Origin of the sequence: Accumulibacter sp., from assembly GCF_029255285.1 — a bacterium.
Taxonomy (GTDB): domain Bacteria; phylum Pseudomonadota; class Gammaproteobacteria; order Burkholderiales; family Rhodocyclaceae; genus Accumulibacter.
Genome location: NZ_JAPUVI010000108.1, coordinates 60,234 through 73,502, shown reverse-complemented (window position 1 = coordinate 73,502; position 13,269 = coordinate 60,234). Strand labels below are relative to the sequence as shown.

General features: G+C 62.5%; 12 protein-coding genes. 2 read left to right on the top strand and 10 right to left on the bottom strand.

Going from position 1 to position 13,269, the window contains the following annotated elements; translation table 11 throughout:
• Positions 1–186: 186 nt before the first annotated feature.
• From Q1M07_RS17360 to Q1M07_RS17345, 4 genes are read right to left on the bottom strand one after another with little or no spacing between them, the layout of a single operon-like run.
• Positions 187–1,065, bottom strand: coding sequence for an endonuclease/exonuclease/phosphatase family protein (locus tag Q1M07_RS17360; RefSeq protein WP_300455974.1), 879 nt, complete (start codon positions 1,063–1,065; stop codon positions 187–189).
• Between the two features lie 34 nt (positions 1,066–1,099).
• Complete coding sequence (locus Q1M07_RS17355) at positions 1,100–2,554, bottom strand: hypothetical protein (RefSeq protein ID WP_300455971.1); 1,455 nt, start codon at positions 2,552–2,554, stop codon at positions 1,100–1,102.
• Complete coding sequence (locus Q1M07_RS17350; RefSeq protein WP_300455968.1) at positions 2,551–3,183, bottom strand: SRPBCC family protein; 633 nt, start codon at positions 3,181–3,183, stop codon at positions 2,551–2,553. Before Q1M07_RS17350 ends, Q1M07_RS17355 begins: the two co-directional genes overlap by 4 nt.
• Before the next feature lie 8 nt (positions 3,184–3,191).
• Entirely contained in the window at positions 3,192–3,770 is a 579-nt protein-coding gene (locus Q1M07_RS17345) for a MarR family winged helix-turn-helix transcriptional regulator (RefSeq protein ID WP_300455965.1), read from the bottom strand.
• 90 nt (positions 3,771–3,860) lie between these two features.
• Here Q1M07_RS17345 and Q1M07_RS17340 point away from each other — a divergent pair, with 90 nt between their 5' ends.
• Together Q1M07_RS17340 and Q1M07_RS17335 are read left to right on the top strand one after the other, a co-directional pair.
• On the top strand, positions 3,861–4,115 hold the full coding sequence (locus Q1M07_RS17340) for a thioredoxin family protein (RefSeq protein WP_300456039.1): 255 nt from the start codon (positions 3,861–3,863) through the stop codon (positions 4,113–4,115).
• Positions 4,116–4,279: 164 nt separating this feature from the next.
• On the top strand, positions 4,280–4,912 hold the full coding sequence (locus tag Q1M07_RS17335) for an MBL fold metallo-hydrolase (protein ID WP_300455962.1): 633 nt from the start codon (positions 4,280–4,282) through the stop codon (positions 4,910–4,912).
• A gap of 270 nt (positions 4,913–5,182) precedes the next feature.
• Here Q1M07_RS17335 and lpdA read toward each other — a convergent pair whose 3' ends face one another.
• The 6 genes from lpdA to Q1M07_RS17305 all read right to left on the bottom strand — a co-directional run bounded on the left by lpdA (position 5,183) and on the right by Q1M07_RS17305 (position 13,256).
• Positions 5,183–6,619: a dihydrolipoyl dehydrogenase gene (gene lpdA / locus Q1M07_RS17330; protein WP_300455959.1), complete on the bottom strand. Its 1,437-nt coding sequence runs from the start codon at positions 6,617–6,619 to the stop codon at positions 5,183–5,185.
• Positions 6,620–6,711: 92 nt separating this feature from the next.
• Positions 6,712–7,956 (bottom strand): 2-oxoglutarate dehydrogenase complex dihydrolipoyllysine-residue succinyltransferase, encoded by a 1,245-nt coding sequence (gene odhB / locus Q1M07_RS17325; protein WP_300455957.1) that lies wholly within the window; start codon positions 7,954–7,956, stop codon positions 6,712–6,714.
• Between the two features lie 12 nt (positions 7,957–7,968).
• On the bottom strand, positions 7,969–10,809 hold the full coding sequence (locus Q1M07_RS17320) for a 2-oxoglutarate dehydrogenase E1 component (protein ID WP_300455954.1): 2,841 nt from the start codon (positions 10,807–10,809) through the stop codon (positions 7,969–7,971).
• A gap of 114 nt (positions 10,810–10,923) precedes the next feature.
• Complete coding sequence (gltA, locus tag Q1M07_RS17315) at positions 10,924–12,219, bottom strand: citrate synthase (RefSeq protein ID WP_300455951.1); 1,296 nt, start codon at positions 12,217–12,219, stop codon at positions 10,924–10,926.
• Between the two features lie 69 nt (positions 12,220–12,288).
• A complete protein-coding gene (locus tag Q1M07_RS17310; RefSeq protein WP_300455948.1) occupies positions 12,289–12,543 on the bottom strand; it encodes a succinate dehydrogenase assembly factor 2 in 255 nt (84 codons plus the stop codon).
• Positions 12,543–13,256, bottom strand: coding sequence for a succinate dehydrogenase iron-sulfur subunit (locus Q1M07_RS17305; protein ID WP_300455945.1), 714 nt, complete (start codon positions 13,254–13,256; stop codon positions 12,543–12,545). Before Q1M07_RS17305 ends, Q1M07_RS17310 begins: the two co-directional genes overlap by 1 nt.
• Positions 13,257–13,269: the final 13 nt, after the last annotated feature.

The window sequence follows — 13,269 nt, the reverse complement described above, 5'->3', positions numbered from 1 at the left end:
GGCCGCAAGTCCGCCGACCGAAGTGCCGCCGCTACGACGCGGCGCTGACCATCATTATAAAGCGCTTCCGGCCGCCCACCGGGTCGATGATCGACGACGCAACCGTACCCGCCGATCGCCCGCGAGCACTGACCGAAAGGCGGACGCGGTGTAGCGGCTGGGCGCGACGCCGCCTCGAGCCGCCGATCAGGCGGTGGGTGGCGTGCCGTCTGTAGTCGTTGCCCGGAGCTTGCTTCGCGCGCGGCGCGGCGCGGCGCCCAGTTCCAGTTCGGCGATCAGCGGCGCGTGGTCGGAGCAGCGCGCCCAGGCCAGACCCTGCGGCACCTGCATATCGAGCACCGTAAATCCACGCACATAGATGCGGTCAAGCGTCAACCAAGGAGCGAAGCTCGGGAAGGTACGCGAGACACCGGATTGTCCATTACCGGCCGGCCGCCAGGACAGCAGGCGATCGAGCAGACCGCCTTCGGCAGGTGCCGAACTGGCGGCGACGGCAACTTCCTCGACGCCGAGCCGGTCGCGCAACAGGCCATCGACGCGCTGCTGCCAATCGTTGAAATCGCCGGCAATGATCAGCGGTGCGCTGGCCGGCACCTCGCGCTGGACGAATTCGGCGAGGAAGGTCGCCTGACGGACACGGCTGCGCTTGATCAGCCCAAGATGCACACAGATCAGGTGCACCTCTCTACCGCGGCCGCGCCCGAGATGCGTCACCGCGTGCAGCAGGCCACGCTTTTCGAGCGCATGGTCCGAGATGTCGTGATTGGTCGAACCAGTGATGCGGTGCCGCGAAAGGATCGCGTTGCCGTGATGGCCGTGCGGGTAGACCGCGTTCATGCCATAGGCGCGATGGGCGTAAGCGCCGCTGGCCAGAAAGTCGAGCTGCGTGCCGAAGGGGTAGCCAGGGTGATGGGCGAGCCGCTCGTTGCGGTCCTGGACTTCCTGCAGAAAGACGATGTCGGCGTCGATCGCATCGAGCGCCAGGCGAACGTCGTGGATGCGTGGCCGCCCGCGAATGCCGGTGACGCCTTTGTGAATGTTGTAGGTGGCAACCCGGAGCTTCATGGGGAAGTCGGGCGGTTGGCGGCTGGCTGGCGATTCACGGCGGAAGCTGGAAGTAGCGATCGAAAAGCAACGGGTCGTCGAAATGGCGCCGCCCGACAAATGCTGTCGCGTGGCGCCCCCATTGTCGCATCTGGCCGGCACTGGCAATACCCATCGGCCAGAAGAAATAACGCTCGAGGCGCTCACTGCCGGCGATCAACCCATCCGCCCCGAAAGCGCTTCGCCGTCCGCCACCGGGCAGCGGCAGAGAACGCAGTTCATCGTCGTCGCGCAATTCCAGCGCGAGAGACTCATTGCCAGGCGCGGTCTCGATATCCACTCGCTGGAGGTAATGCGACCCGGCGGCGACTTTCAGGACGATGCGTTCATCGGCCGCCGGCGAACGCATCGTCTGCGGCACGAAAAGACCTTCGTCCAGGGTTTCGGGCTGTCGCCGCACCGACAGTCGCTCAGTCGGCAGGAAGAGATGATAACAGCCACAGGGATGGATCGTATCGTAGACCAGCGCACTGCCATCTTCGGCCAAAGTGACACGCCACAGCAGTCCGTCGAGCCGACCGGCGAGGAGGTCGATCGGCGACATCGACGGGCGGGCGGCAAACCAGGTGGTGTAGCTGAGCTGCAGCAGCCAGCGCTCCCCGATGCGGGTGTAGCCGCGGCGCACGTAGAGCACCGGCCGGTCGACGGCAACATCGATCCGCAAGCGTCCCGCTTCCGGTCGCCAGACGAGCGCCCCCGGCCGATCGTCGTCGCTGGCGGTTTCGATCGCCAGGACGGGCGCGTGGCGGGTAAGCAGAGCGGCCAGGTCAGCCGGTGCAACATCCGGCAGACCCAGTTCCGGCGCGCTGCCCGGCGTCGGCAGGGTGGCCGGCGACGGACCGGCGACGTAGCGCCGGCGTCGCCGATCGGCCCATGGATCGGCATCGGAATGGGCAACGAAGTCGGCCAGCGTGCCGTGCTGCCAACGCCGGATTCCGGCCGCAAAGACGTAACGGGTCAGCGGATAGAGACCCAGCACGCGTGCCGTCAACGAGTAGTCGTCGGGCACCTGCGCGGCGTCGCGTAGCACCGGCAGTTGTTGGAGATCGGCTGTCGCCAGTCGGCGCCGGCAATCGTCCAGCGCCTGGCCAGTGGCCGCGTCTTCGTGACCGGCGTTTCGCAACTCGAGGCGCCGCGACGACTCGTCAAGCGCCGCCAACGCGTCCCGCCAGGCCGCTGCCTGGTGCGGCTCGACAGCCGTTTGCGGCGCCAGGGCAGCCAACGTGCGATCGACGCGCAGATAGGGAAAACCCGACACGCGCGGCGTTTGGACGTCGCGCGTGTCAGCCGCCTCAATCAGCGCGTCGCTGTGCCGAAACAAGCGCGCGCAATCGCCGACCGGGTCGTCACGTGGCAGGTACTGGGCAATGGGCAACGCCGCATAGGGATCCATAGCGAGGCAGCCGGCGAGTGCCAGGCAGGTGAGCAGCGGCGACCACCAGCGCCTCACCCGTCGCGCTCTCCGGCCGCCGCCTGGCGCCGCTCGATCTCGCGCAGCATGGCACCGAACTGTTCGTGCATGGTGCGCCGCACGGCATGGATGCCGAACAGGGAACCGATGATCGGCGGCAGCGGCTGCGCCAACGCGAAGCTCGCGTCGTAGTCCAGGCGCACCCCGGGACCCTGCGGCAGAATGATCGGGGTCAGACTGTAGCGACCGGTAAAGCTGCGCAGCGTCGACTCGCCAACCTCCAGCGGCGCCGTTACCAGACGTGCCAGGACATTGGTATAGGGTGTGTGCTGGACGGCCAGGCGAAGCTTGACCGGAAGGTCCAGCACGACCACCGAAAACACGCCAATCTGCTCGATCGTGAGATGGTTGCCGCTGCGCCAAAGAACACGTGCCTGCGTCACGCCGGGGACGAACTCTCGCAAACGCCCATAATCGGTCAAGGTCTCCCAGACGACGCGCTGGTCGGCTGCCACCTGTGCGCTGGCACGTACGACATAAAGTTCGCCGTCGAGCACTACTTCGACCTGCCCTGGGCTCTGCGCAGCAGCGCCATTGGCGAGGCTCAAGGCCAGAAGGGCGGCCAACGGAAGGCACCGACGCGCGCCGCCACGGGACTCGGCCGACATGCGTGGCCTCAGGTGTCTACGGTGATGCCGGCCGCGGTCTGGGGCGCGGTCCATTCGCGACAGATCTTGATCGTCTGCTCGGTGGCCAGGGTTTCGCCCGTCAGTCCGCAGTGCTGCTCACCGTCGGCCGCGAGAAAATGTGCGCAGTACCGGCACTGCCCGAAAGCCTGATTGCCGTTCAAACGCTGCAAAGCATTCAGCACTCCGCGCAGTTCCTTTTCGAAGGTCTGCGGGTCTACCCCGGACGCCGCCAGAACCTGTTCGAGCCGGCACGGCCAACCGGCCTGCAAAACCGCTTCGCCGGCCGCACTCAGACGGAGGTGAACGCGCTTGCCGTGCCGCTCGTCGGCTTTTCTGACGATCAGCCCTTTCCGTTCGAGAACAGCCAGCGTTTGAGAAACGGTCCCGCGGGTGATGCCAAGGTAGTCCGCCACGGCGATCGGGAGGTCACTGTAACGATTGGCCTGCGCCAGATAGCCGAGGACTTGCCGATGCACCGGCAGTAACCCGTGATGTGCCGCGTCGTCGCGCACCAGTTGGTGGATCAGCGCGGCCAGACGTTCGAAGACGAACACGGTCGGAGTCATAACGCTAATGTATCGTCTCGAAGCGTGCCTTGACAAGCCGGTCGGCCAAGCGCTACAGTTCTATATGTATCGACTCGATACATATAGCTCATTTACTCAAAGGAGAACGCCATGAGCCAAGCCATTTTCTTTCATGCCGGTTGCCCGGTCTGTGTCGCTGCCGAGCAGCAGTTTATCGGGGCTCTCGATCCCGCGCGCTACGAGGTCGAAGTGGTCCACCTGGGGCAAGATACGGCACGCGTGGCCGAGGCCGAAAGACTCGGCGTCCAGTCCGTTCCCGCGCTGGTCGTTGACGGTCAGGCCTTTCACATCAACTATGGGGCACCTCTGTCGGCGCTGAAGTGACCCCGCAGCGTCGGGAAAGGCGGCCGCCGCCGGACGCCCCATGATCCGCTGGCCGGCCACCGCGGGGAGGCCGGGATTTGCTCCGACACCCGCGGCGGTGGTCGACGGCGCCGCTCTGTTATACTTCGGGCTCTTCCGAATCGACCCCGGCCGAAACGCAAACCATGAAATACCAGATCATCCCGGTCACACCCTTCGAACAGAACTGCAGCCTGCTGTGGTGCGAACAGAGCCGGCTCGGTGCGGTCGTCGATCCCGGCGGCGACCTGTCGCGCATCCTGCGCGTGGTCGAAGCGAACGGGGTGACATTGGAGAAGATCCTGGTTACCCACGGGCATATCGACCATGCCGGTGCAGTCGCCGACCTGGCTGAACGCCTGTCGCTGCCGATCGAAGGCCCACAGCGCGAGGACAAATTCTGGATCGACGGGATGCCGGCACAGAGCAAGATGTTCGGCTTCGCCAACGTGCGCGCTTTCACTCCCGACCGTTGGCTTGAGCAAGGCGACAAGGTGAGTTTCGGCAAGGTCGAACTGGACGTCCTGCACTGCCCCGGGCATACGCCGGGGCACGTGGTGTTCTTCTACCAGCCGGGGCGCTTGGCGGTCGTCGGCGATGTCCTGTTTCAGGGCTCGATCGGCCGCACCGACTTCCCCAAGGGCGACTTCGACACGCTGATTTCGTCTATCCAGCAACGCCTCTGGCCACTCGGCAGCGATGTCGCCTTCATTCCCGGCCACGGGCCGATGTCGACCTTCGGTGCCGAGCGCCGCAGCAACCCTTTCTGCGGCGACTAGCGTGGCGAAAAGGCGCGCCGTCGGCTGAGATCGGCGCGAGCGGCCATCGACAAGTCACCGGCAAAATGCAAAACCGTCGTCCTTGTCGGGCGCAGCGACGTCCGCTGAAAACCTTTCCCCCGGGTCCAGCGGGCGCCGCCCAGGGGCTGACTGTTTCCAGCCAGAAAGATTGACGGCTCACTCGTCATGCCGCCGCTCTGACGTGAGTCGTCCGCCGGCGTCCGATCCAACTCGAATTCAACAGCCGGCGTCTTGCGGTGGGCTCGCCGCCTAGAAGTGCAGGGGCCGCTTGTCGCAGGCCAGAGCCGCTTCATGGACGACTTCCGAGAGCGTCGGGTGCGCGTGGCAGATACGCGCCAGATCTTCGGAAGCGGCACCGAACTCCATCGCCACCACCCCTTCCGAGATCAGTTCCGAGGCGTTGGCGCCGATGATGTGCAGGCCGAGAATGCGGTCGGTTTCGGCGCAGGCCAGCAGCTTGACGAAGCCGGTCGGGTCGCCCATGCCCAGAGCGCGGCCATTGGCGGCGAAAGGAATCTTGCCAACCTTGTAGGCGACACCGGCTGACTTCAGTTGTTGCTCGGTCTTGCCCACCCAGGCAATCTCGGGACTGGTATAGATCACCCAGGGAATGGTGTCGAAGTTGCAATGACCGGACTGGCCAGCCATCATTTCGGCAACCATCACGCCTTCCTCCATCGCTTTGTGCGCCAGCATCGGCCCGGCCACGACATCGCCGACCGCCCACACGCCAGGCAGGTTGGTCCGGCAATGCGCATCGACCTCGATCTGCCCGCGCTCGTTGAGCTGCAGGCCGACTTTGTCGGCATTCAGGCCATCGGTGTTCGGGATGCGACCGATCGAGACGATCAGACGATCGGCATCGAGCTTCTGCGGGTTGCCGTCCTTGTCGGCGTAGTCGATCGAGACGCCTTTCTGGGAAACTTTGACGTCGCCGATTTCGATACCGGTGATGATCTTCAGTCCCTGCTTGGCGAATACCTTGGCCGCCTCCTTGGCGACATCGACATCGGCCACCGAAAGAAACTCCGGCAGAGCCTCGAGAATCGTCACTTCGGAACCCAGGCGACGCCAGACGCTACCCATTTCGAGACCAATGACGCCGGCACCGATGACGGCAAGTCTTTTCGGTACCGCGTCGATGTCCAGCGCACCGACGTTGTCACAAACGATCTCGTTGTCCACCGGCACACCGGGCAGGTGACGCGCCTTCGAGCCAGTAGCGACAATCACTTGCTTCGCCTCGACAAGTTCCTGGCCGACTCGGAACTGCCACACCTCGCCTTCGCCGGAACTCTTGCGGCCGACGAAGGCGCCGTGCCCGTTGAGCAGGGTGATCTTGTTCTTCTTGAACAGGCTCTTGATGCCGCTGGTCAACTGCTTGACGATGGCGTTCTTGCGGCCGGTCATCCGCGCCACATCGATGATCGGAGCACCGACACAAATCCCCTGTTCGGCAAAATTGTGCCCCACTTCCTCGAAGAGATGCGAGGTGTGCAGCAATGCCTTCGAAGGAATGCAACCGACGTTGAGACAGGTGCCGCCGAGACGCGGTTCGCCTTTGGGGTCGGCGTAAGGGTTCGATTCGCAGCAGGCGACCTGAAACCCGAGTTGCGCCGCCCGGATGGCCGCGACATAGCCACCTGGGCCGGCTCCGACAACGAGAACGTCAAATTGCTTGGACATGATATTTCTTCCCTTTCTGACCGCAGAGACACGCAGACCCGGATCTCTCACGGAACGAATCCTCCACGTCTCCGTGCCTCGGATCCGAGTGGTTAAACGCCGAGCAGGAGGCGGGCCGGATCTTCCAGCGCCTCTTTCATCGTCACCAGGCCGAGTACCGCCTCGCGACCGTCGATGATGCGGTGGTCGTAGGACATTGCCAGGTAGTTGATCGGACGGATGACGATCTGGCCATTTTCGACCACCGGCCGGTCCTTGGTGGCGTGGATGCCGAGAATCGCCGACTGCGGCGGGTTGATGATCGGCGTTGACAACATCGAACCGAAAACGCCGCCGTTCGAGATCGAAAATGTGCCGCCAGTCAGCTCCTCCATCGACAGCTTGCCGTCCTTGGCTTTGGCGCCGAATTCGCCGATCTTCTTCTCGATGTCGGCGATGCTCATCTGGTCGGCATCGCGCAGGATGGGCACGACCAAGCCGCGCGGACTGCCGACGGCAATCCCGATGTCGATGTAGCCGTGATACACGATGTCATTGCCGTCGACCGAAGCGTTGATCACCGGAAACTTCTGCAAGGCAGCCACGGCCGCCTTGACGAAGAAGCCCATGAAACCGAGGCGAACACCGTGCGCCTTCTCGAAGCGTTCGGCGTACTGCTTACGCAGCGCCATGATCGGGCCCATGTTCACTTCGTTGAAAGTGGTCAGGATCGCATTGGTCGCCTGCGACTGCAACAGCCGTTCGGCGACACGGGCGCGCAAGCGTGACATCGGCACACGCTGTTCCGGACGATCGCCCAAGGGCACCGCAACGGCCGGCGCCGGCGCCAGCGCCGGCTGCCCCGCCACCGGCGGCGCGACGACCGGCGCCGCAGCCGCCGGTTTGGCAACCGGCGGCTGTGCCGCCAGCGCATCGGACTTGGTGACCCGGCCACCACGGCCACTGCCGACCACATCGGTGACGGCAACGCCTTTCTCCTCAAGGATCTTGCGCGCCGCCGGCAGGGCAAAAGCGCCGGCCGTGGCGGCCGCTGCCACCACGCCTTCCGCTTTCGCGATGGCCGGCTTGGCCGGCGGCGCGGCGACGGCACCGGCCTGCGCCGCGGTGTCGATGCGCGCGATGACCTCACCCGAGACGACCGTATCACCGTCACCCTTGACGATTTCCACCAGCACACCGGCATCCGGCGCAGGCAGTTCGAGGACGACCTTGTCGGTCTCGATGTCGATCAGGTTTTCATCCCGCGCCACGGCTTGGCCAGCCTGTTTGTGCCACGAGACCAGGGTCGCTTCGGCGACCGATTCGGAAAGCTGTGGAACTTTGACGTCGATGATCATGTTCACTCCGTTCTAGGCTGGTTTGTAGTACTCGATCTCACCGAACGCGGAGTCGATCAGAGCCTTCTGTTGGGCATTGTGCTTGCTGTAATAGCCGACAGCCGGGGAAGCCGACGCCGGCCGCGAGACGAGCAGCAGATGCTGCTTGTCGCTGAGCGAGCGCGAGAGGTGCTGGCGCGAGGCGATCCAGTACCAAGCCCCCTGATTGCGCGGTTCTTCCTGGCACCAGACGACCTCGGTCGCCTTCGGGTACTTCGCCAGCTCTTCCTGGAAAGACTCCTGCGGGAACGGATAGAACTGCTCGAGACGGGCGATCGCAATGTGCGAAACCTTTTTCTCCTGCCGCGCCGCGATCAGTTCGTAGTAGACCTTGCCGGAGCAGAAGATCACACGGGTCACTTTCTTCGCATTGATCGGATCGACTTCGCCGATGACGCGCCGAAACTCGCCTTCGCTCAGTTCTTCCAGCGTCGACGTCGCATCTTTGTGGCGCAGCAACGACTTCGGCGAAAAGACGATCAAGGGCTTGCGTTGATTGCGCACCGCCTGGCGGCGCAGCATGTGGAAGACCTGCGCCGGCGTCGACGGTTGGCAGACCTCCATGTTCATTTCGGCGCACAACTGCATGTAACGCTCGATGCGCGCCGACGAGTGCTCGGGCCCCTGTCCTTCGTAGCCGTGCGGCAGCAGCAGTACCAGTCCGCTGGCGCGACCCCACTTGGCCTCACCCGAGGCAATGAACTGGTCGATGACGACCTGCGCACCGTTGGCGAAATCGCCGAACTGCGCTTCCCAGACGACCAGTTCGTGGGGATTGGCCGAAGTGTAGCCATACTCGAAGGCAAGAACCGCTTCCTCCGACAACACCGAGTCGAAGCACTGGAACCCCCCCTGCCGTTCCTGCAGATGCGCCAGTGGGTAATAGGTTCCCTGGTCCCAATGCTCTCGGTTCTGGTCGTGCAGCGCCGCATGGCGATGGAAGAAAGTGCTGCGACCCACATCCTCACCCGAAACGCGAACCCCGTAGCCGGAAACGAGAAGCGAGGCGTAGGCCAGGTTTTCCGCCATTCCCCAGTCGACCGGGAGCTTGCCCTCACCCATTTGCCGACGATCGTCGATGATCTTTCTGACCCGGCTATGCAGCGTGAAGTTCGGAGGAATCGCCGTCAGCCGCTCGGCCAGACGCTGCAACTCCGCGATCGGCACCTTGGTGTCGCAAGTCTCGATGTAGGTCGGCGAAAGGAAGGGAGTCCAATCGATAGTCATCGGGTGCTTGTAGCCGGCAAGCACCGGGTTATACAGCAGTTCGCCGCGATCGAGATGGGCCCGGTAGTCCGCGATGATCTGGTCCGGCCCATCTACCGAAAGGATGCCCTCGGCAACCAGCTTGTCGGCGTAAAGTTTGCGCGTTCCCGGATGTTGCTGAATCTTCTTGTACATCAGCGGCTGGGTGACCATCGGCTCGTCCTGCTCGTTGTGGCCGAGTTTGCGATAGCAGACAATATCGACCACCACATCCTTCTTGAACGTCCGGCGATAGTCGACAGCGATGCTGGTCACCAGCGCGACCGCTTCCGGGTCGTCGCCATTGACGTGAAAGATCGGCGCTTCGGCCATCTTGAAGATGTCCGTGCAGTACAACGAAGAGCGGTAGTCGCGCGGATCGGAAGTGGTGAAGCCGATCTGGTTATTGACCACGATATGCACGGTCCCGCCGACGCCGTAGCCACGCGTCTGCCCGAAATTGAGTGTTTCCTGGTTGACCCCCTGACCGGCGACTGCTGCATCGCCGTGAATCAGGACAGCCAGCACCTTGTCCTTGCCCTTTTCGCCGCGACGCCGCTGCCGAGAGTAGACCGAGCCGACCACCACCGGGTTGACGATTTCGAGGTGCGAGGGGTTGAAGGCCAGAGTCAGATGGCAAGGCCCGCCCGGCGTGGACACATCGGACGAATAGCCCATGTGATACTTGACGTCGCCGGCCGTCAGATCCTGCGCCTTCTTGCCTTCGAATTCGTCGAACAGCATCGCCGGCTCTTTGCCGAGCGTATTGACCAGAACGTTGAGGCGCCCTCGATGTGCCATGCCGACAACGATCTCGTCGACCCCACCGGCACCGGCAACGCGAATCAGCTCATCCATGGAAACGATCAACGATTCCCCGCCTTCGAGCGAGAAGCGCTTCTGGCCGACATAGCGTGTGTGCAGATAGCGCTCGAGCGTCTCGGCAGCGGTGAGCCGCTCAAGCATCCGCGTGCGTTCTTCAGCGGTGTAGCTCGGCTTTGAATGGATGCGTTCGAGACGGTCCTGGATCCATCGCTTTTCGGCGACCGTGCTGATATACATGTACTCGACGCCAATCGATCCGCAGTAGGTCGCCTTCAGGGCGTCGTAGATCTGGCCAAAGGTGGCGTGATCGGGTGTTCCCTTGAAAGAGCCCGCGTTGAACACGGTATTCAGGTCGGCATCGGTGAGACCGTAGTACGTCGGGTCGAGCTGTGGCACGTCCGGACGCGGTGTGCGCTTCAGCGGGTCGAGGTTGGCCCAGCGATCGCCGATGAAACGGTAGGACGTGATCATCTGCAGAATGCCCACCTGTTTCCTGTCGTCCACCGGCGCCACGGCGGCAGCGCGGTAACCACCCTTCCTCGCCTGTTCGGCAAAGGCGTTGATCACCGGCAGATGCGGCACATCGCGAGCCACGTAACCCGGCAGTTGCGCCAGCTTGTCGAAATAGTCTCGCCATTGTTCGGAAACCGAACCGGGATTGTCGAGATAATTTTCGTACAACTCCTCGACAAAGGGCGCATTGCCACCAAAGAGGAGGGAGTTACCAAAAAGCTGATTCATCATGGCAGTTACCTGTCGTCACGGTCCTGGTTCGAATCAAAGAAAACCCGTAGCCACACAGGGCCACAGAATGAAAAAAGGGCGGCCACCGTCTGCCGCCCTTTTGACTCCGTCCGCCTATCGCTGGTCGACCGGAATCACATCGCGCCTGGCCGCGCCGACATAGAGCTGACGCGGGCGACCAATCTTGTACTCCGGATCGTTGATCATTTCCTCCCACTGCGTCATCCAGCCGACCGTCCGGGCGAGAGCGAAGATGCAGGTAAACATCGAGGTCGGAATACCGAGTGCTTTCTGAACGATGCCTGAATAGAAGTCGACGTTGGGATAAAGCTTCTTCTCGATGAAGTAGTCGTCCTCGAGGGCAATCTTCTCGAGCTCCAGCGCCAGCTTGAATAGACGATCGTTCTCCAGACCGAGTTCCTTGAGAACGTCGTTGCAGACCTGCCGCATCAACTTGGCGCGCGGATCGAAGTTCTTGTAGACGCGATGTCCGAAGCCCATCAGCTTGAAGTCGTCGTCCTTGTCCTTGGCACGGGCAATGTACTTGCCAACGCGCGACACGTCGTGGATTTCTTCGAGCATCTGCAGGCAGGCTTCATTGGCGCCGCCGTGCGCCGGCCCCCACAAGCAAGCGATACCGGCCGAAATGCAGGCATAGGGGTTGGCTCCCGACGATCCCGACAGACGCACGGTCGACGTCGAGGCATTCTGTTCGTGGTCGGCATGCAAGGTGAAGATGGTGTCGAGAGCGTGCACCAGAACGGGATTCGGCTTGTACTCTTCGCACGGCGTGCCGAACATCATGTGCATGAAGTTGGCCGTATAGTCGAGGTCGTTGCGCGGATAGATGAACGGCTCGCCGCGGTGGTATTTGTAGGCCATCGCGACAATGGTCGGCAACTTGGCGACGATGCGGTTGAAGCTGATGTTCTGATGCTCGAGATCGGAAAAGTCCTCGGCTTCATGGTAGAACGCCGACAAGGCACCGACGACGCCGACCAGTACCGCCATGGGGTGCGCATCCCGACGAAAACCCTGATAGAACTTCACGAGTTGTTCGTGGACCATCGTGTGTTCTTTGATGTTTCGCTCGAACTTGGTCTTCTCCGTCGCGCTCGGCAACTCGCCATGCCACAACAGGTAGGCCACCTCGAGAAAGTTGCACTGCTCGGCAAGTTGCTCGATGGGATAGCCGCGATACAGCAACTCGCCCTTGTCGCCGTCGATAAAAGTGACCGTCGATCGGCAGCTGGCGGTAGACAAGTAGCCGGAGTCGTAAGTGAACAGGCCCGTCTTGGCGCCCAGCGTACGGATGTCGATGCAATCATTGCCGTGTGTCGGCGTCATGATTGGAAACTCGACAGGGGCCCGGCCGTCGATGATGAGAGTTGCTTTACGTTCCGTCGTCATTGATATATCCCCGTTCAGGTGTTGAGGTCACAGCTGCCAACAGAAAGCTGCCAGACTATGGGAGCTTCCTTACTTAACTCTTACGTTGCGCAACAGCGCAAGGACTTCGGCCTGGACGGGATCCGGGCATTCTCGGCTGCCATTCACCAGCGGCCACAGCTCAAGATCCTCCATGTCGGCCAGGATCACAAAGGCATCCGCCTGCTCGGGGGTCAGCGCCGGATAGATCCGGTCGAGAAACTCCCCGAGCAGCAGGTCCATTTCCAGCATGGCGCGACGTGTGCAGCGCCAGCGCAGGCGGTTGATCTTTTCCCTTTCCTCCATCAGATCGCACGACGGACCATCAGCTCTTTGATCTTGCCGATTGCCCGGGTCGGGTTGAGGCCCTTCGGACAGACGTCGACGCAATTCATGATCGTGTGGCAGCGGAAAAGCCGGTAAGGATCCTCGAGATCGTCCAGACGTTCATTGGTCGCGGCGTCCCTGGTGTCGGCGATGAAGCGGTAGGCGTTGAGCAGGCCGGCCGGGCCGACGAACTTGTCCGGATTCCACCAGAAGGACGGGCACGAGGTCGAGCAACAGGCACAAAGAATGCACTCGTAGAGACCGTTGAGCTCTTCGCGTTCTTCTGGCGATTGCAGGCGCTCACGGTCGGGCCGAGGCCCCTCGTTGATCAGGTAGGGCTTGATCGAGTGGTACTGCTTGAAGAACTGCGTCATGTCGACGATCAGGTCACGGATCACCGGCAAGCCGGGCAAGGGCCGCAGGACGACCGGCTGCTTCAGATCCTTGATTTCCGTCAGGCAGGCGAGACCGTTCTTGCCGTTGATGTTCATCGCGTCCGAACCGCAGATGCCTTCGCGGCACGAGCGGCGATAGGACAGCGTATCGTCCTTCGCCTTGAGCCGGGTCAGGATGTCCAACAACTTGCGATCGATCGCGAAATCGACCTCGACCGAGATGTCCTGCATATAGGGCGCGTTGTCCTTGTCGGGATCGTAGCGATAAATCTTGAACTGCATGGTACTGGTGGCCATTTTCATTGACTCC